This is a genomic window from Microbacterium sp. JAI119, from assembly GCF_013410135.1.
GTDB classification, from domain to species: domain Bacteria; phylum Actinomycetota; class Actinomycetes; order Actinomycetales; family Microbacteriaceae; genus Microbacterium; species Microbacterium oxydans.
In genome coordinates this window covers 161425-179423 of record NZ_JACCCK010000005.1, presented here as the reverse complement: position 1 = coordinate 179423, position 17999 = coordinate 161425, and the positions used below count along the sequence as shown (strand labels likewise).

Sequence of the window (17999 nt, the reverse complement as noted above, 5' to 3'; positions counted from 1 at the left end):
CCCGACAGGCTGCGCCGACATCATCGCTCCACCTCACCGGGAGGGAGATCCGCGAACTCACTAGCAGGCGTGAACGGTTCGCACGTTAGCAGGTGGTAACCGGCTTCACCTTCGAACAGCTTCCCGCCCATCTGGTCGGCGGCGTACACCGAGAAGGGGCGGCGGCTCTCGCACCGCACGTCACCGAACATGATCGCGACGCCCATGTCGCTCGCGATGGAGTTGTCCAGCTTGGTGACGTCGATGGATAGCGTCGTGGTCGAATAGTCCGTGTTGCTCTCAACGGAGCCCGTACCGTCGATCATGAACGAGCGAACCTGGTGAGGAGCGAGGGTGACGCTCGCTTGCTCTTCCACTGGCTGCGTTGGCCCGGTCGCGGTCGGTGCGCAAGCGGCGGCGGAGGTGATGATGCCCAGCATTACAACCGATGCCACGAGGCTCCGAATCGTCACCTCGGTTCGGTGGATCTCAGGCACTGAGCGCCCGATAGATCGTCGGGCGGCTCACGTCGAAGTAGGCGGCGATGTCGGTGATCGACTCGCCCTTCTCGACGCGCTCGCGGATGTCAGCGACCTTCTGCGGGGTGAGCTTGGCTCGACGTCCACCATTGCGACCACGTGCACGAGCTGCTGCGAGTCCATCCATCGTGCGGGCGCGCATCATGCTGTGCTCGAATTCTGCGAACGCGGCCACCATGGTGAAAAACAACTTCCCCTCCGGCGTCGTGGTGTCGATCTGCTGCTCGGTCGCTTCGAGGTTGATGCCTCGCGCTTCGAGGTCGGCGGCGATCTGGAGGAGATCCTTGGTGGATCGGCCCAGACGGTCCAGCCGGGTGATGACGAGAGTGTCGCCCTCGGTGAGTACATGGTCACGGACCATGGACCACACGGGGCGCTCGGACTTGGTGCCGGTGTACTTCTCCACATAGACCTTGTCGCACCCGGCTGCGGTCAGAGCGTCGTGCTGTGACTCAGGGTTCTGATCGGTGGTGGATACGCGGCCCATGCCGATGCGTCGAGTGCTCATGGATCAAATGTAACAGAAACGGTGCTGGAGTTACATAGATTTCGTACACGAGTTTTGGACGACGACACGCCGAGATTTCGGAGCGCTACGTTGAGTGTCCGTAGATGATCGTTTACGGACACTCAACGCCGGTCAGTGTCTGATAGCGACGAACTCCCTCGGCGCGTATTGTCTCCCGAACCGGCATCGGAGCGATGCGAGCACATCGAGGTCATCGGTATCGGCCATCCACACGCTCGGCTGTGCGTGACGGCCTGAGCCCTCACGCCATGCGTCGAACTTCGATCCACTCCACCACACGCCCGCGGCGGTCTCTGCGTACCGGAAGAGCTGCGGCGGCACTGTCGGTAGGGGCTCGTAGTTCTCGATTCCAAAAGTGAGCACCGGCCTGCCTTCGATCCACTCCGAGCTGACGACGACGAGATCGACGGCGACGGGGCCGACGTCACGGAGAGCGTCGAGGAGATCGGGTGTCGGCGTCGCGCGTGAGTGCTTCACCGCGAGGACAGCATCCACCACGGCGTCAGGGCCAAGAGGTCGAGCATCGGCGGAGACGAGTTTGCGCCCGATGGGGATCAAGGTCACGTCTTCACCGCCTCATGCTGGAGCGGCTTGCCCCTCCAGCGCCCTCCCCAGAATCCAGCCATCGTGTGTGGCCTCGCCTCGGATGCGTACGAGCGACAAACGGTCAGCACTGGGCAGTCAGCGCAGATCGAAGCCAGCTCGGTGGAGGTGGCTGAGCTACGACCGTCTGAGATGAACCGGTCGTCGCCGTCGCACGCGGGCGCGAGTACCAGGAGGGCTCGGCTCAGCTCCGCCCAGGCCGCTGCTGCGCTCATCGTCGTCCAGGGAAGTACTTGGCGACGAGGTCGGAGACGAGATCCGCAGGGAGTCCGGCCATTTCGCGGAGAAGGCCCTGTTGGTCGAGGAGAAGCACGTGCAGCGTCCCGCCCGGCTCGCGGAGGTAGAGCTGACTCCGCTCGTGGCTGGAGTCGATTGCGATGTCCCAATCGACTGGTACGCGCACACGCTTGCCGTCGATGAAGACGGGGACCAAGGTGCTCGTCGCGGGCACCTTCGGCGGGTCTACGAGAGAGACCCCCGTGGCGGCGTCTGCACGCGCCTGAGCGCTCGACTTGGTGCCCCGTGCCCCTGGGGTAGCCGGGTGCGCCGTACGTCCGCGGGGAGCCTCCCACAGCAGCCAGGGATCGGGCGCGGCGTACACACCGGGATGCTTCACCCACGGCGCGCGGGGGTGGATCTTTCTGGCTGCTCTGCTGCTGCTCATCATGACTCCAGGTAGTGAGAGACCGACCCCTCACGAGGGTTTCGACCTCACTGCCAGCTTCCCCATGGGGGTGGTTTGTGAGGGGCCGGGGCTGAGGGGGTGGCCCCGCGACGTGTCCGAATCCGCCGCGGGGCCGGGTGCCAGGTGAGGATTCTGAAACTCACCCAGCGGTACCCGTGCAGGAGGCCAAGGAAGGAGCGCGGCTGCACGGGAGTCTGCGGGTCAAGGCGGCGGAAGGTGATCGCCGCGGACGAGCTTGGCGAAGTCGTCCAGGCTGACGATGGCGTACGCCTGTTCGATGGGCTGCTCGGACCTCCACTGGATGAGTGCGCCCAGCATGGTGCCCCTGATCGCGGCGGTGCGCTGCGCCATCTCCAGATCCTCCGAGATCCGGAACGGGCGGAGCCGCGAGGTCACTTTCAGATCTACGCCATCGAGGGCGAGATCAGGGTCCAGTGCATCTTCCCCCAGCGAGTCCGACAGGCTCGTCGGCGTGCGCTTCGACGTCGAGGGGATGCCTCGGGCGTCCAGGTAGAGGCTCACGAGATCGCGGACGGCTGTGTGCACCGACCTGCTCTTGTTGCCGTACGCCGCGGGCATCAGTAGCTCGTCCGAGAAGGGCCGAGGTTCGGACCGCCAGTGGTCGCGCTCGCCGCGATGCGCTGCTGCTGCGCGTCATAGTCGGCATCGCCCTTGATCGTCGCCGTGATCGTGGACGTCGTCGGCGCGGCCCCGTAGACGCGCTGCACGTCGTCCAGGGCCACGGCGCGGCGCTGCGGGTTCGGTTCGTTCCACGCGGCCTTCCGTGCCGTCTCACGGGCCTCTGCCCACTCGCTGGAGCCGTATTCCCAAGGCTCGATGCCCTCGGGCGGCTCGCCCGGTGCCAGGAAGATTTTCCCCCAGCGGCGGAGCTGCCGGTCGGGGTCGTGGACCATGGACGTCCAACCGGGGCGACCGTGTCTGTCGCGGTCGGCGGCGACCATCTCCGCGGTGACCACGATGCGGTCGCCGCGGGTGAGGAGGAGCGGCGGGAGACCTCCCCAAAGGGATGCGGTGCGCGAGATCGAGAGGCCGGTGGCCAGGGCGTGGATGACATCGCCCGCCTGGACCACAGGCACGGCGGTCTCGCTCTTCTGGTGAGTGGCGACTTCCGCGCGCAGTCGGTCCAGCTTCTCGCTCGGCGTCTCAGTCTGCTTGCTGCTCATGATGCGATCTCATTTCTTGATTCAGGGAACTGCTCGCGGATCTCATCTGCGAGGAGCGGGCGGTGCATGCTCTCCAGCTCGTCTGCGATGGCCTGGACGGCGACAGAGCCCTCACGGGCGAGGCGCACGACTGCGACGCTCAGGTCACGGTGCGCGCTCCGCTGCGTGATCTCGAATTCGGAGGTCTCCCCGCTCGTGGCGAGGATCGACAGGGCGCGTAGCTCGCTGTCTCCAGCTCGTAGGACGCCTGCACGGTCGCCTGCCTCGGCGGCTTCGATAGCGGTGCTCCGTGCTCGCTCCGCGATGTCGGAGATCCGGCCCACCACGGAGGTGTAGTCCAGGCCGGTGGCGCGCTCAGCCTGCTGCTGGAGTTGCGCGGGAAGGTGCCCACCCTTCAGGTGGTGCGTGATCGACTCGCGTCCGGGGGCCCAATCCTGCTTGGCAATGCTGGAAATCGAGCTGCCTGCGGCGAGGGCGGTCTCCAAGGCTGTGCGCTGCGCGGAGGGGAGAGAGCACACCGCGCACGGTCTCCCCGCGCTGCGGGTACGTGCTGCGGTGATCTCGATGCTCATGTACTAAGTAATCGACCGCACCGTCATCGTTCGGTCATCAGCGACCGATACCCGGTCCTCTATCGCGCGCGTACGCGCTAACCCATAGCCCCACGGCGGAGAAGATCATCAAAGTCCAGGGGCGGCTGACAGACGCCGGTCACCTCCCACGCGCGGCGGCGGAACGCCCCAGCCTCCAGCTCGTGAATGAGCGAGAGGGCGTCTGCGTCACCGGCGTGAACCGATGCCCACAGGCGAGAAGCGCTATTCGTGCCGTTCGCGCTAACCCGATCCTTCGTGATGTAGTCCACGGCAATGCTGAGGTCTGTCACCACGCGGACATGCTGCCCCTGAGGCCCGGCGTCGATGTCCAGCGCTTCGGCCTGCTGGAGGAAGCGATCTCGGAGGGATAGCGCGAACGCGACGGAATCCTCCCGGCTCTTCGTTTCTGAAAATACGATCAGGCTGTGAGCATGCACGTGCCACGCTTCACTGCCCCGCTTGGGCTCGATGGCGCGAGCGCTTCCGGCTACGCCCCTGCGCCTCAGCCATCCGCCTTTGAGGGTCGCTGCGAGGACCTGTGAGAGGTCTCCCCACTGCGGCCTGAGCGCCCGTCCGGGCGTGCTGGAAATCGTGGCGGTCCACATGAGTGCGGTGCCGTGGTGCTGGCTCCCCAGAGCGCTCATCAGGTCTCTACGGTGCTGGCTGGCCCGGCCTGTCGAGCAGACGGCGCAGAGCGCCGAGCCGCACTTGTGGCCGACCTGCCCGCAGTTGCGGAGCTTGCTGCGTAGCGAGTAGACCCTCTGAGTCGCGTTTAGTGCGTAACGCGCATCATGTGCGGTGCCTATAGTTACCGTGTCTTGATGGATGGACAGTGACCGCGCTCGCCGGAGGAGCCGTGCGCGACGCGCGTCGGCACGCTCGTTTCGGGCTCGCTGCTCGCGAGTGAAGGGTACCCGGCGAGGGGTGCGAGGGAGTACGACGGCAGGTAGGCTGAGCATAGAGATTCCTTCGCCGCCCGTGTCCTGGCAGACCGGGCGGCTTTCTCGTATCCGAGCGCCCACCCGAGGCGGCATGAGTGTGAAGTTGGCTTAGCCCCTACCCGGCGAGACTACTCCGTAGGCGGCGCGCTGTCGACCTCGCGGATAGTCCCTCTCATCTGCGCTTAATTAGTGCTGCATACGCGCTAGATGTCCACAGGCTTATCCCCAGGATCGCGCTCGCCGCACTCCGCGCTCACTGAATCGTGACGACTATCGCCGCGACCGCCGCGCCCAGTGACGCTACGGCGACGATCAGCGAGCTGATTGAGATCCACTTGGAGAAGCGCTGAGCCGCCTCCGCCGAGGCCTGTGCGGCTTTGGCTAGTTCGAGCTGTGTCTCCATCGCTAGCTGAGTGGCCTGAGCAACATCTAGTTGATCCTCTAGCGCGCCGACAACTCGCTTCAGTCGTTTCTTGGTGCCCTCCGCAGCTCGTGCGGTGCGCTGAGCCGCCAGCGTCGTCCGGTATCGATCCTGCGACGCCATCATCTCCGGCGTGATGTTCGGGACCATGTAGCTCATGCAGCGACCCTATCGGTGGGCCGTGAGGTGGGCCGTGATCTACGGCCCACCTTGCTACTGTTGGCCTGAGAGTTCCGCCTGATTTCAGAAATAGCGGGACGATTTGGGCCGATCCGTCTTTATCGCACCAAGTGGGTCGGTTCGCGGTATCCCGTCGTCCGCAGCGAGTTTTGTCCGGCCTGTTCTCGCCCCATCCATAGCAGGCGCTGGGATAATCCCCAGTATGAGCGAGCAGCGCACCCGCCCCGTCGTCTACGCCGTCTGGCTGATCATCGCGAGTGTGGTGGGCTGGTTCGCCGCATTCCAGCTGACGGTCGAGAAGTTCGTCCTCGCGGCCAATCCCGACGCCGTGCTGAGCTGCAACGTCAGCGTGATGATCCAGTGCGGGAAGAACCTCGAGTCGTGGCAGGGAGAGGTCTTCGGCTTCCCCAACCCGATCCTCGGTATCGCCGGGTGGATGGCACCCCTCTTCGTCGGCGTCGCACTGCTCGCCGGCTCACGGTTCCCCCGGTGGTTCTGGCTGACCTTCGGCGCCGGCGTGACCTTCGCCTTCGGCCTCGTCTGCTGGCTGATCTGGCAGAGCATCTACGCCCCCAACCTCGGTGTGCTCTGCCCGTGGTGCATGCTCACCTGGTCCGTCACCATCCCGACCTTCTTCGCCACCATGCTGCACCTGACACGAAACGGCAGCTTCACCGGCAACGAGAAGGTGCAGGAGCGCGCGAACCGGCTGATGGCCTGGGTCCCGCTCGCCACGATCCTCGCGTACGCCGTCGTGATCCTCCTCGCTCAGCTGCGCGGCCTCGACCTCCTCGGCGAGGTCATCGGCATGATCTTCTGAGGCTGCAGCACGGAAAGAGCCCGTCCACCGAGATTCGGTGGACGGGCTCTTCGCATGTGGACGGGTTCTCAGTCGAACCAGATTCCCAGCTCGCGCGCGGCGGACTCGGGGCTGTCGGAGCCGTGCACCAGGTTCTGCTGCACCTTGAGGCCCCAGTCGCGACCGAAGTCGCCACGGATCGTGCCCGGTGCGGCGGTCGTGGGGTCGGTCGTGCCTGCGAGAGAGCGGAAGCCCTCGATCACGCGGTTGCCCGCGAGCCGGATCGCGACAGACGGGCCGGAGAGCATGAACTCGAGCAGCGGCTCGTAGAACGGCTTGCCCTCGTGCTCGGCATAGTGCTCGGCGAGCAGGTCACGGTCGGGCTCCACGAGGCGGATGTCGACGAGGGCGTAGCCCTTCGCCTCGATGCGGGCGAGGATCGCGCCGGTGAGGCCGCGAGCGACGCCATCGGGCTTGACGAGGACGAGGGTTTCTTCGGTGGCCATGTCATTCACTCTCTGTGTCTGAGATCTGCGTGGTCTGAGTCTCGGTCGAGGGCTCGACGGGGCGTCGTGCGTCCAGTCGGGCCCCTCCGATGGTCGCATACGCCCACATCCCGCCGAAAATCAGGACGACGAGCAGGATGGAGGGGACGAAGAACGCCGACAGCGCGACGAGGGCCTGGACGACCCACCCGGCGGTGAGTGCCCAGGGCTTCGTGATCATCCCCGCGATCGCGATGCACGCGAGGGCGAGCACCGCCCCGGCGACGATCGCCCACCACTGCTCGACGCCATCGGGGAGCTGACGCAACCCGAAGATCGTGAGTCCGACGAGGAAGACCACGATCGCCTCGAACCCCAGCACGACGGGTGCGAGCTTCTGCACGAGGGTGCGCGGCGGGCGCGGACGACGCGCTGGTGCGGCATCGGCGCTCATGCGCGCCACCCCGCCTTCCAGTCCTCGTCCTGCGACAGCGCGATCGCCTCTCCGGCGAGCACCACCGAGCCCGCGATGATCACCGCGCGGCGGTCGGAGGAGGCGGCCCACTCGCGCGCGGCGTCGGCGGCGTCGGCGAGAGAGTGGTGCACGGTCGCCCGCTGGCCGCTCTGCTCCACGAGATCGGCGATCGCATCAGCATCGCTCGCTCGATCCGAATCCGGAGCGGTGGCGAAGACGTGTGCCGCCCTCGGGGCCAGCTCGGCGACGATGCCCGCGGCATCCTTGTCGGCGAGCACACCGAGCACCAGACCCCACTCGTCGAAGTCGAAGCTGTCGTCCAGTGCCTGCGCGAGCGCCTTGGCGCCGTGCGGGTTGTGCGCCGCGTCGACGATCACGGTCGGCGCGATGCCGAGCAGCTGCAGTCGGCCGGGAGAAGTGCTCTCCTGCAGGCCCGCGGTGACGATGTCGGCCGCGATGCGCTGCGTGGCGCCCCCGATCAGCGACTCCACCGCGGCGACAGCGAGGGCGGCGTTGTGCCCCTGATGCGCCCCGTACAGCGGGAGGTACTCCTCGGTGTAGTCCCCCGCCAGGCCACGGATCGTGAGCAGTTGCCCACCGACCGCGAGTTTCTGCTCGGCGAGACCGAACTCCTCGCCCTCGAAGGCGATGGTGGCGTTGCGCTCCGCAGCCACCCGGCGCAGCACCTCGGCGGCCTCCGCGGGCTGCTGAGCAGACACCACGGCGGCGCCCTCCTTGATGATGCCCGCCTTGACCTCGGCGATCTCGGCGATCGTGCTGCCGAGGCGGTCGGCGTGGTCGATGTCGATCGGCGCGAACACCGCGACGTCGCCGTCTGCCGTGTTGGTGGAGTCCCATTCGCCGCCCATGCCCACCTCGAGCACGAGCACATCGATCGGAGCGTCGGCGACCGCGACGAATGCCAGCACGGTCAGCAGTTCGAAGAAGGTCAACGGAGCGTCACCGGCTGCCTCGAGCTCGGCGTCGACGATGTCCACGAACGGCTCGATCTCGTCCCACGCGTCCGCGACGGCCTCGTCGGCGATGGGCTCGCCGTCGATCATGATGCGCTCGGTGAAGCGCTCGAGGTGTGGACTCGTGAACAGCCCGGTACGCAGATCGTGCGCACGCAGAAGGCTCTCGATCATCCGGGCCGTCGACGTCTTGCCGTTGGTGCCCGTGATGTGCACGACGCGGTAGGTGCGCTGCGGGTCGTCGAGGAAGGCCAGGATCCGGGCGGTGCGCTCCTTGCGCGGCTGCACCCAGCGCTCTCCCGCTCGGCTCAGAAGCGCCTCGTAGACGGCATCCGCCCTGTCAGCAGCACTCATGCTCCCGCTCCCCTCCTGGTCACGTCGATCGTGAAGTCGCCGATGTTCGCATACGTCCCGGCGGAGATCACAGCGGAGAACTCCGGCGTCGCGCTTCCTGCACCGGCGAGGACCGCACCATGACCGAAGATCGAGTCGCCCTGCGCATCGATCACGAAGTACTCCTCGGCGAGAGTCTCCGCAGCGATGCCTGCCAGCTCGAACGCCGAGACCACGGCTGCGGTGTCCGCATCGTCCTGGAATCGGAGCACCAGCCGGATGCGGTCGCTCACGTCGAAGTCGGCGTTCTTGCGCGTCTCCTGCACGGCGCGGATCACATCTCGGGCGAGCCCCTCCGCCTCGAGCTCGGGGGTCGTCCTGGTGTCCAGCAGCACGAAACCCCCGCTCGGCACGATGGCCAGAGCCTCCCCCTCCGGACGGCCGGTCGTCTCGAGCACGAGCTCGTACTCCGACGGCTCCAGCGCGATGCCGCCGGCTGTGATGACACCGGCCTCCTCGCTCCAGTCGCCAGAGCGTGCGGCCTGGATCGCCTTCTGCACGTCCTTGCCCAGACGCGGACCGGCCGCGCGGGCGTTGACGCTGAGGCGGTGCGCGATGCCGTACTCCGCTGCGGTGTCATCGGCGAGTGCGACGAGTTCGACCGACTTCACGTTGAGCTCCTCGCGGAGGATGTCCTCGAACTGCCCGAGCGACGCCGCGAGAGGCGAGACCACGGTGAAGCGGGCGAGTGGGAGACGCACACGCAGCTTCTCCTTCTTCCGCAGTGCGTTGCCCACGCTCGACAGCTCGCGCACGGCGTCCATGGCGTCGCGGATCTCGTCCGCTGCGGGGAACTGCGCCTCGTCCGGCCAGTCGGTCAGGTGCACGCTGCGTCCACCGGTCAAGCCCTGCCACACGCGCTCGCTGATGAGGGGCACGAGAGGCGCAGCGACGCGGGTGAGCGTCTCGAGCACGGTGTAGAGGGTGTCGAACGCCTCACGGCTCTTCGGGTCTTCCGTCACGCCTGTCCAGAAACGATCGCGCGAACGTCGGATGTACCAGTTCGTCAGCACCTCGGCGAAGTCGCGCAACCGCGCGGACGCCGTCGTGGAGTCGAGACCCTCCAGGTCGGCACGCACCTCGCGGACGAGGTCGCCGAGACGAGCGAGGATGTAGCGATCGAGCACATCGGTGGAATCGGTGCTCCACTGCGCCTCGTAGCCGGCGGCGCCCGATGCGTTCGCGTAGGTGGCGAAGAAGTACCACGAGTTCCACAGTGGCAGCAGGAACTCGCGGACGCCGGAGCGGATGCCCTCTTCGGTGACCGCGAGGTTGCCGCCGCGCAGCACCGAGCTCGACATCAGGAACCAGCGCATCGCGTCGGAGCCGTCGCGGTCGAGCACCTCGGAGACGTCGGGGTAGTTGCGCAGCGACTTCGACATCTTGTAGCCGTCGCTGCCGAGCACGATTCCGTGGCAGCTCACGCCCGTGAACGCCGGGCGATCGAATAGCGCGGTCGACAGCACGTGCATCACGTAGAACCAGCCGCGGGTCTGACCGATGTACTCGACGATGAAGTCCGCCGGCGAGTGCGAGTCGAACCACTCCTGGTTCTCGAACGGGTAGTGCACCTGGGCGTAGGGCATCGAACCGGAGTCGAACCACACGTCGAAGACGTCCTCGATACGGCGCATCGTGCTCTTGCCGGTGGGATCGTCCGGGTTCGGACGCGTCAAGTCGTCGATGTACGGGCGGTGCAGGTCGACCTCGCCCTCAGGGTTGCGCGGAAGCGTGCCGAAGTCGCGCTCGAGGTCCTCCAACGAGCCGTAGGCGTCGACGCGCGGGTACTCCGGGTCGTCGCTCTTCCAGATCGGGATCGGCGAGCCCCAGTAGCGGTTGCGGCTGATCGACCAGTCGCGCGCGCCCTCGAGCCACTTGCCGAACTGTCCGTGCTTGACGTTCTCCGGCACCCACGTGATCTGCTCGTTGTTCGCGAGCATGTCGTCCTTGATGTCCGTCACGCGGATGAACCAGCTCGACACGGCCTTGTAGATCAGGGGGTTCCGGCAGCGCCAGCAGTGCGGGTACGAGTGCTCGTAGCTCTGCAGGCGGATCAGTCGGCCGTTCTCGCGGATCAGGCGCACCAGAGGGGTGTTCGCGTCCATCCACAGCTGGCCGGCGACGTCGGTGACGTTCGGGAGGAACTTGCCGCCGTCGTCGAGCGACAGGATCGTGGGGATGCCGGCGGCACCGGCCACCCGCTGGTCGTCCTCACCGTAGGCCGGAGCCTGGTGGACGATCCCGGTGCCGTCGCTGACCGTGACGTAGTCGTCGACGAGGATGCGCCAGGCATTCTCGGTGCCGTAGGTCTCGGTGTCGGCGTAGTAGTCGAACAGGCGGTCGTAGGTCACGTCCTGCAGGTCGGCACCGCGCACCGTCGCGTCGACGGCGGCGAGCGCGTCATCGGCGCTCTCGTACCCGAGGTCCTTCGCGTATCCGCCGACGAGCTGACGGGCGAGCAGGTATCGGTGCGCCGAGGCCTCGATCGCGGCATCCGTCGTCCCTGCGGCCTGGTGCACGTCCGCTGCGCCGTTCGGGCCTGCCGGGAGTACCACGTAGTCGATGTCCGGCCCCACGGCGAGCGCGAGGTTGGTCGGGAGCGTCCAGGGGGTGGTCGTCCAGGCGAGGGCGCGCACGCCGGTGAGCCCGAGCGCCTCGGCCTTGGCTCCGGTCAGCGGGAAGGTCACCGTCACGGAGGGGTCCTGACGCATCTGGTACACGTCGTCGTCCATACGCAGCTCGTGGGCGCTGAGCGGGGTCTCGTCACGCCAGCAGTACGGGAGCACCCGGTATCCCTCATAGGCGAGGCCCTTGTCGTACAGCGTCTTGAACGCCCAGAGCACGCTCTCCATGTAGCCCAGGTCGAGCGTCTTGTAGCCACGGTCGAAGTCGACCCAACGCGCCTGACGGGTGACGTAGTCCTGCCACTCGTGCGTGTAGGCCAGGACCGAGCTCTTCGCCTTCGCGTTGAAGACGTCGATGCCCATCTCCTCGATCTCGGCCTTCTCGGTGATGCCGAGCTGCTTCATCGCCTCGAGCTCGGCGGGAAGTCCGTGCGTGTCCCAGCCGAAGACGCGATCGACCTTGTGGCCGGTCATCGTCTGGAAGCGCGGGAACACGTCCTTCGCGTACCCCGTGAGCAGGTGGCCGTAGTGCGGAAGGCCGTTCGCGAAGGGCGGGCCGTCGTAGAACACCCACTCCGGCGACCCCTCGCGCTGCGCGATCGACGCGCGGAAGGTGTCATCCGCCTCCCAGAACGCGAGCACCTCCTCCTCGATCTGCGGGAAGCGAGGGCTGGGCGCGACGGAGTCGGCGGCGGGGCCGAAGGCGGAACGGGGGTAGGTCATCGTGGCTCGCAGTGGTCGTCGTGGCGGATGCTCATGCGAGGACGACCCTCACGGACCGCGGTACCACCTCGCGTGCCGCGCCCTGCGGCGCGACCACTCTCACTGCGGCTGTGACGGGCCTGCCCCGCTCGGTTCTACTGAGCGCGGCCCGAAGGTCACGCCGTTCTTCCGAGAGCTCCCCGGTGATGGCCGGATCGATGCTCGTCCCACCAGTGTACGCGTGCCCACTGCTCCCCGGCGTACGGTCCTTCCCGGATGGCGACCGCGCACGATGTCGTCGGCCCGCCCTACGCTCGGAACATGGCCCGCACCTCCGACTCCCCCGCGTCTCCCCGCGTCACGGCGCCCGATCTGCCGCCGGTGCTCGAACCGGCTCGGGCTGCCCGCAGTGCCGACCTCGTCGCCGCTCGACTCGATCTGGCCGGTACCGTCGACCTCGCCTATTCGACGGTCGAGCAGTGCGTCGTGAGCGCAGACGCCGATGCCGTCGACCTCACCGGGGCATCGGTCGTCGACGTCGACATGTCGGGGGTGCGCATCGCCTCGCTGCGCATGCGCGACGCGGGTGTGCGGCGAGTGCGGATCAACGGCGGCCGCATCGGGACCCTCGACCTCAGTGAGGCGCATGTCTCCGAGCTCGACCTGCGCGATGTGCGCATCGACTACCTCAACCTCGGTGCGGCGAAGGTCACCGATCTCGAGATCACAGGGTGCGCCATCCGCACGATCGACATGCCGCGGGCCGAGCTCACGCGAGTGCGCTTCACGTCCACATCGAGTGACGAGGTTGACTCGCGGGGCATGCGGGCGAAAGACCTCGATCTGCGCGGGCTCGACGCTCTCGGCTACCTCGACGCCAACAGCCTGCGCGGTGCCACGCTCACCTCGTTCCAGGTGCAGCAGCTGGCACCCGTGCTCGCCGCGGGAATCGGCATCCTCGTCAAGGACTGACGGTGCCGCTCGCGTCGATCAGCTCTCTCGTGAACGGGTGCTGCGGTGCCGCGAACACCTCCGACGTCGGCCCCTGCTCCACGATCCGGCCGTCCTGCATCACCAGCACGTCATCCGCGACCGATCCCACGACATCCAGATCATGGGAGACGAGGATCATCGTCAGCCGGCGTTCGCGCTGCAGCCCGTCGAGCAGACGCAGCACCCGCTCCCGCACCGAGGGGTCGAGCGCGGAGACGGGTTCGTCGAGCACCAGCACGTCAGGATCGGCGGCGAGGGCACGGGCGATGGCCGCCCGCTGCCTCTGCCCGCCGGAAAGGGCGCTCGGACGTCTGCCGGCCAGTGCGGGAGCCAGGCCGACCTCGGCGAGAAGTTCGACCACCCGAGCAGGGCGCGCGGTGCGGGGCACACCACCGGCCTCCAGCGCTTCCTGCAGCGATCGACCGATCGTCCAGCGCGGGTCGAAGGCGCCGAGCGGATTCTGATGCACCAACTGCACCCGTCGCGGTGCGTTCCACTCCATGGCGCCGCTGTCCGGGGCGTCGACGCCGACGATCATGCGGGCGAGAGTGGTCTTGCCCGATCCCGACTCCCCCACGATGCCGAGCGTCCGCCCGTCCCTCACGACGAACGAGGCATCGACGACCGCTGGCACGGTGCCGAAGCTCCGTGACACGCGGTCGACTCTCAGCACCGATGCGGAATCCGTCGGCGCAGCGGTTCGGGGTTCGTGGATCGTCGCGGCGATGAGCTGCTTCGTGTACTCGTGTCGAGGGTTCTCGAGCACCTCGGCCACCGGACCGGACTCCACGACCACGCCGCTCCGCATCACCAGGACACGATCGGCGATCCGACGGACCGCTGCGAAGTCGTGGCTGATGAACACGAGGGCCGTCCCCGCGTCGGTGATCTCACGCAGCAGTCCGAGGATCCGCGCCTGCACGGTGGCGTCGAGCGCGGTGGTCGGCTCGTCCGCCACGAGGACGGCCGGGTTCGCGGCGAGTGCGGACGCGATGAGCGCACGCTGCCGCAGACCTCCGGAGAGTTCGTGCGGGTGCTGTCGCGCGCGGCGCTCCGGTTCGGGCATCCACACGCGCTCCAGCAGCTCCCGCACACGTGTCGCTCGCGGCGCCCGCCCCCGGACGACCCTGTGGAGGAGGAGCGGCTCGGCGATCTCCGCCTCGATGCGCCGCAGGGGATCGAGGGAGACCAGCGCGTCCTGGGAGATGAGCGCGATTCCCGATCCGCGCACGCCCCTCCACGCCCGATCGGAGAGACCGGCGACATCCCTCCCGTCCACCACGAGCCCGTCCAGGGTGACGTCAGCGGCTGCGGGAGTCAGGCCCAGCAGGGCACGCGCCGTGAGGGACTTGCCGGCGCCGGACTCCCCCACGATCGCGACGCACTCACCGCGGTCGACGGCGAAGGACACGTCATCCACGACCTGCTTCCCGTCGAACGAGATGCGGAGTCCTCGAACCTGCAGTGCAGCGTTCATCCTGTCCTCCCGTCTGCGCGAGCCCGAAGGATTCGCCCGATGACGGTGGCCGAGACCACGGTCAGCGTGATCGCGACGCCGGGGAAGAGGGAGATCCACCAGGCCTGGCCCAGCACATTGCGGCCCCCGGCGAGCATCAATCCCCACTCGGGCGTCGGCTCTGAGGGACCCAAGCCCAGGAAGCTGAGTCCCGCGGCCGCGAGGATGCTCGAGCCGATGCCGATGGTGGCGAGCACGCTCAGCGCACCGAGCACGCCCGGCAGCACGTGCCTGCGGAAAGCGCGCCAGCGCGGGACGCCGAGGATGCGCGCGGCTTCGACGTGCTCGGTGACGCGGAGCGTCTGGGTCTGCACGCGCGCCAACCGGATGTACACCGGCAGGGCGGCCAGGGTCACCGCGATCGCGATGTTCACGGGTCCCGGTCCCAGCACGGCGACGACGACCAGCGCGACCAGGAACTCGGGGAACGCCATCAGCACGTCGTTCACCCGCATCACGGTGGTGTCGACGCCCCGCGGTGCGACCCCGGCGAGCGCGCCGATCATGAGCCCGAGGACCAGAGCCACCCCGGTGGCGAAGAGCCCGATGCCCAGCGATCTCCCCGCGCCGTGGACCACCCGCGAGTAGACGTCGCGCCCGCTCTGATCGGTGCCGAAGAAGTGCTCCGCGCCGGGCGGCAGCAGGGCGGAGCGGACATCGGTCTGCAGTGGATCGTGCGTGGCGAGGACCCCGGGCCAGAGCGCCGCGAACACGATCACGGCGCTCACCACGATGGCCGACCAGAGGAGCACAGTCTGCGCGCGCCTCATCGGGTGCTCCGGTCACGTGCTGCCCTGATACGCGGGTCGGTCAGGGGGTGCACGATCTCGACCAGCAGGTTCACGGTGACGAACACCACGGCGCTCAGGAGGATGATCCCCGTGATGACCGGAAGATCGCGGTCGCTGATCGCCGCGAGCGTCACGCGTCCGAGACCGGGTCGGGCGAACACGGTCTCGACCAGCACCGCTCCGCCGAGGACGGAGCCGGTCAGATAGGCGGCGAGCGTGACGGCGGAGGCTGCGCCGTGACGCAGTCCGTGCCGGAGCGTGAACCACGAAGGACTCGCCCCACGCGCGCGCACCGTCTCAGCGAACGGCATGCGCTCGGCTTGCACGAGGCCGTCCCGAAGCACCTGACTGAGCAGCGCGGCCACCGGCAGCGCGAGCGTCACCGCCGGGAGGACGATAGTGGCGGGGTTGCGGGCTCCGGAGACCGGAAACCACCCCAGTCCGAAGGCGAAGACGCTGAGGAGGACCAGTCCGATCCAGAACACCGGAGACGAGAGCACCACCAGCTCCACCGCCGCGGCGGCCGTGCGTCCTGCGTCGCCGCGTACGAGGACGGCGACCCCGACGGCGAGCACGACGGCGATCACCAGTGCGAGCACGGAGAGCTGTACCGTCGCTCCCAGCTGGCGTCCGATCACCTCTGTGACCGGCATCCGCAGCTGGTACGACTCCCCCAGGTCCCCGCGGGCCAGCTGGCCGATGAAACCGAGGTACTGCTCCCACGGCGGCCGGTCCAGTCCCAGGTCGGCGCGGATGCCGTCCTTGACCGCCTCACTCACCTGTGCCTGAGGTCCCAGCATCACCGACACGGGATCTCCGGGGATCACTCGGAACGCGAGGAATGCGACGGTGGCGGCGCCCCACAGGACGATGACGACGGAGGCGATCAGGCCGGCGATGCGGACGAGAGCAGCCTTCACCACCCGTGCCCTCCGCTCAGCCGGCGGTTCAGCCGACGGTCACATCGTAGAACAGCGGACGGCCGTACAGGTCGTACTCGACGCCCTCGACGCGGTCGCCGACGGCCGTGATCGCCGACGGGCTGTACAGCGGCACGATGGCGGTGTGCGTGGCGTTCCACTCCTGCAGCTGGGTGTAAAGCCCGTTCCGCGTGTCCTGATCGCTCGTCGCGACGGCCTGTTCCAGCAGCGCATCGATCTCGGGGTCGCTGACCTGTGAGGCGTTCTGGAACCCGTCGGTGTGCAGGTGACTGCGCAGCAGGTCGGGGTCGACACCGGAGAAGCCCCAGTCGGTCAGGTCGAACGTCTTCGGCTCGTACTGCTCGTTGTAGGCGCCCGGTTCGAGCACCTCGCGCTCGACCTCGAAGCCGATCCCCTTGAGGTCGGACTGGATCGCGTTGGCCAGCGCGGCACGGTCGTCGGGAACCGGAGTCCAGGCGATCCAGCGCACCGAGAGGCGCTTGCCGTCCTTCATGCGGATCCCGTCGGTGTCGCGGGCCGTCCAGCCGGCCTCGTCGAGGAGCGTGTTCGCCGCATCCTGGTCGAACGGCCAGCTGCCCTCGAGGGACGCGTCGTAGCCCGGAGTCGTCGACCCGAGGATGCTCCACGCCCGCGGGAACTGCCCGAAGTAGATCTCCTCCACCGCGGCGTCGATGTCGATGCCACGGGCGAACGCCTGACGCACCTTCTCGTCGGCGAAGACTCCGTACTTCTCGTTCAGATACAGCGAGTACGGCAGCCCCGGGTACTCGATCGAGTCGACCGTGATGCCGTCGCCGAGGTCCTTCGCGAGGTTCGGCGGGATGTTGCTGGCCAGGTCGGCTTCACCGCTTTCGACGACGCCCGCGCGCACAGACGCCTCCGGCTGGATCTCGACGCGCAGGGTCTCGAACTTCGGAGCCTCAGCGTCGTGCGGGCCCCAGGCGTAGTCGTCGTTGCGGGTGTAGACGATCTCCTGGTCGGGTGTGTACTCGGTGAGCTCGAACGGGCCGGTGCCGACGGTGATCCCGGGGCCGCCCGCTTTGAGCTTGTCGGCCGACTTCTCCAGCGCGGCAGGCGAGTAGAAGCCGAGCTGCGGCGTGCTCGCCGCCTGCAGGAACGGCGCGTAGGGCTGCGTGAAGGTCACCTTGACGGTGTGATCGTCGACGACCTCGGTGCCGTCGTAGAAATCGGCGCCGAGCATGCTGGCTGCCTGGGCCGACGCGGTCTCGGGGTCGACGATGCGGTCGAAGTTCGCCTTGACGGCGGCAGCGTCGAACTTCTCGCCGTCGGTGAAGGTCACGTCGTCGCGGAGCGTGAAGGTGTACTCCGTGCTGTCCGGTGAGACGTCCCAGCTCTTCGCGAGCCACGGGCTGAACGATCCGTCGTCCTCCTGGAAGACCAGGGAGTCGAGCACCGCCCGCTGCACCATGCCGGAGACATCGAGCTGGCTGACCTGCGGATCCATGTGCCCTGCGGACAGATTCGCGCCCTCGATCGACCACACGAGCTCCCCGCCCTCCCCATCGGCGCCGGGCGCAGCACACGCACTGAGTACCAGCGCAGCGGCGGCGGTGAGCGCCGCGAAGGGCAGGAGACGGCGCACAGATCTTGCGGGCATGACGGTTCCTCTGGACGAGCGGGTCGGGGTCCCT

20 protein-coding genes are annotated in these 17999 nt (G+C 67.7%); 2 read left to right on the top strand and 18 right to left on the bottom strand.

Annotated elements, in window-relative coordinates; translation table 11 throughout:
• Nucleotides 1–20: 20 nt before the first annotated feature.
• The 10 genes from HDC31_RS18090 to HDC31_RS18045 form a co-directional block, all read right to left on the bottom strand.
• Complete coding sequence (locus HDC31_RS18090) at nucleotides 21–419, bottom strand: hypothetical protein (protein WP_147251397.1); 399 nt, start codon at nucleotides 417–419, stop codon at nucleotides 21–23.
• A 49-nt stretch (nucleotides 420–468) separates the two neighbouring features.
• A complete protein-coding gene (locus HDC31_RS18085; protein ID WP_113681804.1) occupies nucleotides 469–1026 on the bottom strand; it encodes a recombinase family protein in 558 nt (185 codons plus the stop codon).
• 132 nt (nucleotides 1027–1158) lie between these two features.
• Entirely contained in the window at nucleotides 1159–1611 is a 453-nt protein-coding gene (locus tag HDC31_RS18080; RefSeq protein WP_179516391.1) for a hypothetical protein, read from the bottom strand.
• Nucleotides 1608–1865 carry a WhiB family transcriptional regulator gene (locus HDC31_RS20625; protein WP_113681803.1) on the bottom strand — a complete coding sequence of 86 codons (258 nt, stop codon included), beginning with the start codon at nucleotides 1863–1865 and terminating at the stop codon, nucleotides 1608–1610. The genes HDC31_RS18080 and HDC31_RS20625 overlap by 4 nt, the downstream gene beginning before the upstream one ends.
• On the bottom strand, nucleotides 1862–2314 hold the full coding sequence (locus HDC31_RS18070) for a hypothetical protein (RefSeq protein WP_147251396.1): 453 nt from the start codon (nucleotides 2312–2314) through the stop codon (nucleotides 1862–1864). Before HDC31_RS18070 ends, HDC31_RS20625 begins: the two co-directional genes overlap by 4 nt.
• A 222-nt stretch (nucleotides 2315–2536) precedes the next feature.
• Complete coding sequence (locus tag HDC31_RS18065; RefSeq protein ID WP_113681801.1) at nucleotides 2537–2914, bottom strand: hypothetical protein; 378 nt, start codon at nucleotides 2912–2914, stop codon at nucleotides 2537–2539.
• Nucleotides 2914–3519 (bottom strand): hypothetical protein, encoded by a 606-nt coding sequence (locus HDC31_RS18060; RefSeq protein ID WP_113681800.1) that lies wholly within the window; start codon nucleotides 3517–3519, stop codon nucleotides 2914–2916. The genes HDC31_RS18065 and HDC31_RS18060 overlap by 1 nt, the downstream gene beginning before the upstream one ends.
• Nucleotides 3516–4091, bottom strand: a complete 576-nt coding sequence (locus HDC31_RS18055; protein ID WP_113681799.1) for a hypothetical protein — start codon at nucleotides 4089–4091, stop codon at nucleotides 3516–3518. Before HDC31_RS18055 ends, HDC31_RS18060 begins: the two co-directional genes overlap by 4 nt.
• 77 nt (nucleotides 4092–4168) lie before the next feature.
• A complete protein-coding gene (locus tag HDC31_RS18050) occupies nucleotides 4169–4756 on the bottom strand; it encodes a hypothetical protein (protein WP_113681798.1) in 588 nt (195 codons plus the stop codon).
• Nucleotides 4757–5306: 550 nt separating this feature from the next.
• Complete coding sequence (locus tag HDC31_RS18045; RefSeq protein ID WP_113681797.1) at nucleotides 5307–5633, bottom strand: hypothetical protein; 327 nt, start codon at nucleotides 5631–5633, stop codon at nucleotides 5307–5309.
• A gap of 223 nt (nucleotides 5634–5856) precedes the next feature.
• On the opposite strand from HDC31_RS18045, the gene HDC31_RS18040 reads away from it, so the two are divergent.
• Nucleotides 5857–6474 carry a vitamin K epoxide reductase family protein gene (locus HDC31_RS18040; RefSeq protein ID WP_046749244.1) on the top strand — a complete coding sequence of 206 codons (618 nt, stop codon included), beginning with the start codon at nucleotides 5857–5859 and terminating at the stop codon, nucleotides 6472–6474.
• Nucleotides 6475–6542: 68 nt separating this feature from the next.
• On the opposite strand, the gene ndk is transcribed toward HDC31_RS18040, so the two are convergent.
• Genes ndk through ileS form a run of 4 tightly spaced genes read right to left on the bottom strand, consistent with a single transcriptional unit; the run spans nucleotide 6543 to nucleotide 12127 of the window.
• On the bottom strand, nucleotides 6543–6959 hold the full coding sequence (gene ndk / locus HDC31_RS18035; protein ID WP_017830321.1) for a nucleoside-diphosphate kinase: 417 nt from the start codon (nucleotides 6957–6959) through the stop codon (nucleotides 6543–6545).
• 1 nt (nucleotide 6960) lies between these two features.
• Nucleotides 6961–7392 carry a DUF4233 domain-containing protein gene (locus HDC31_RS18030; protein ID WP_218867904.1) on the bottom strand — a complete coding sequence of 144 codons (432 nt, stop codon included), beginning with the start codon at nucleotides 7390–7392 and terminating at the stop codon, nucleotides 6961–6963.
• Nucleotides 7389–8741 carry a folylpolyglutamate synthase/dihydrofolate synthase family protein gene (locus HDC31_RS18025; protein WP_141369348.1) on the bottom strand — a complete coding sequence of 451 codons (1353 nt, stop codon included), beginning with the start codon at nucleotides 8739–8741 and terminating at the stop codon, nucleotides 7389–7391. The genes HDC31_RS18030 and HDC31_RS18025 overlap by 4 nt, the downstream gene beginning before the upstream one ends.
• Complete coding sequence (ileS, locus tag HDC31_RS18020; RefSeq protein WP_113681796.1) at nucleotides 8738–12127, bottom strand: isoleucine--tRNA ligase; 3390 nt, start codon at nucleotides 12125–12127, stop codon at nucleotides 8738–8740. The genes HDC31_RS18025 and ileS overlap by 4 nt, the downstream gene beginning before the upstream one ends.
• A 300-nt stretch (nucleotides 12128–12427) precedes the next feature.
• Between ileS and HDC31_RS18015 the strand changes: the two genes are divergently transcribed.
• A complete protein-coding gene (locus HDC31_RS18015) occupies nucleotides 12428–13078 on the top strand; it encodes a pentapeptide repeat-containing protein (RefSeq protein WP_058632277.1) in 651 nt (216 codons plus the stop codon).
• On the opposite strand, the gene HDC31_RS18010 is transcribed toward HDC31_RS18015, so the two are convergent.
• From HDC31_RS18010 to HDC31_RS17995, 4 genes are read right to left on the bottom strand one after another with little or no spacing between them, the layout of a single operon-like run.
• Complete coding sequence (locus HDC31_RS18010; protein WP_113681795.1) at nucleotides 13068–14576, bottom strand: ABC transporter ATP-binding protein; 1509 nt, start codon at nucleotides 14574–14576, stop codon at nucleotides 13068–13070. The two genes, HDC31_RS18015 and HDC31_RS18010, sit on opposite strands and share 11 nt — an antisense overlap.
• Nucleotides 14573–15385 carry an ABC transporter permease gene (locus tag HDC31_RS18005; RefSeq protein ID WP_046749250.1) on the bottom strand — a complete coding sequence of 271 codons (813 nt, stop codon included), beginning with the start codon at nucleotides 15383–15385 and terminating at the stop codon, nucleotides 14573–14575. Before HDC31_RS18005 ends, HDC31_RS18010 begins: the two co-directional genes overlap by 4 nt.
• The gene (locus HDC31_RS18000; RefSeq protein WP_179516390.1) at nucleotides 15382–16329 is read right to left on the bottom strand and encodes an ABC transporter permease; all 948 of its coding nucleotides are present in this window, start codon (nucleotides 16327–16329) and stop codon (nucleotides 15382–15384) included. Before HDC31_RS18000 ends, HDC31_RS18005 begins: the two co-directional genes overlap by 4 nt.
• A gap of 25 nt (nucleotides 16330–16354) precedes the next feature.
• Nucleotides 16355–17965 carry an ABC transporter substrate-binding protein gene (locus HDC31_RS17995; RefSeq protein ID WP_113681794.1) on the bottom strand — a complete coding sequence of 537 codons (1611 nt, stop codon included), beginning with the start codon at nucleotides 17963–17965 and terminating at the stop codon, nucleotides 16355–16357.
• Between the last annotated feature and the right edge of the window lie 34 nt (nucleotides 17966–17999).

Excerpts from the sequence above, each read along its gene's own strand:
- ileS (WP_113681796.1), bottom strand. The coding sequence starts at position 12,127 with ATGACCTACCCCCGTTCCGCCTTCGGCCCCGCCGCCGACTCCGTCGCG.
- HDC31_RS18085 (WP_113681804.1), bottom strand. The coding sequence starts at position 1,026 with ATGAGCACTCGACGCATCGGCATGGGCCGCGTATCCACCACCGATCAG.
- HDC31_RS18015 (WP_058632277.1), top strand. The coding sequence starts at position 12,428 with ATGGCCCGCACCTCCGACTCCCCCGCGTCTCCCCGCGTCACGGCGCCC.
- HDC31_RS18055 (WP_113681799.1), bottom strand. The coding sequence starts at position 4,091 with ATGAGCATCGAGATCACCGCAGCACGTACCCGCAGCGCGGGGAGACCG.
- HDC31_RS18065 (WP_113681801.1), bottom strand. The coding sequence starts at position 2,914 with ATGCCCGCGGCGTACGGCAACAAGAGCAGGTCGGTGCACACAGCCGTC.
- HDC31_RS18005 (WP_046749250.1), bottom strand. The coding sequence starts at position 15,385 with ATGAGGCGCGCGCAGACTGTGCTCCTCTGGTCGGCCATCGTGGTGAGC.
- HDC31_RS18050 (WP_113681798.1), bottom strand. The coding sequence starts at position 4,756 with ATGAGCGCTCTGGGGAGCCAGCACCACGGCACCGCACTCATGTGGACC.
- HDC31_RS17995 (WP_113681794.1), bottom strand. The coding sequence starts at position 17,965 with ATGCCCGCAAGATCTGTGCGCCGTCTCCTGCCCTTCGCGGCGCTCACC.
- HDC31_RS18010 (WP_113681795.1), bottom strand. The coding sequence starts at position 14,576 with ATGAACGCTGCACTGCAGGTTCGAGGACTCCGCATCTCGTTCGACGGG.
- HDC31_RS18070 (WP_147251396.1), bottom strand. The coding sequence starts at position 2,314 with ATGAGCAGCAGCAGAGCAGCCAGAAAGATCCACCCCCGCGCGCCGTGG.
- HDC31_RS18090 (WP_147251397.1), bottom strand. The coding sequence starts at position 419 with ATGCTGGGCATCATCACCTCCGCCGCCGCTTGCGCACCGACCGCGACC.
- HDC31_RS18060 (WP_113681800.1), bottom strand. The coding sequence starts at position 3,519 with ATGAGCAGCAAGCAGACTGAGACGCCGAGCGAGAAGCTGGACCGACTG.
- HDC31_RS18040 (WP_046749244.1), top strand. The coding sequence starts at position 5,857 with ATGAGCGAGCAGCGCACCCGCCCCGTCGTCTACGCCGTCTGGCTGATC.
- HDC31_RS18045 (WP_113681797.1), bottom strand. The coding sequence starts at position 5,633 with ATGAGCTACATGGTCCCGAACATCACGCCGGAGATGATGGCGTCGCAG.
- HDC31_RS18030 (WP_218867904.1), bottom strand. The coding sequence starts at position 7,392 with ATGAGCGCCGATGCCGCACCAGCGCGTCGTCCGCGCCCGCCGCGCACC.
- HDC31_RS20625 (WP_113681803.1), bottom strand. The coding sequence starts at position 1,865 with ATGAGCGCAGCAGCGGCCTGGGCGGAGCTGAGCCGAGCCCTCCTGGTA.
- ndk (WP_017830321.1), bottom strand. The coding sequence starts at position 6,959 with ATGGCCACCGAAGAAACCCTCGTCCTCGTCAAGCCCGATGGCGTCGCT.
- HDC31_RS18025 (WP_141369348.1), bottom strand. The coding sequence starts at position 8,741 with ATGAGTGCTGCTGACAGGGCGGATGCCGTCTACGAGGCGCTTCTGAGC.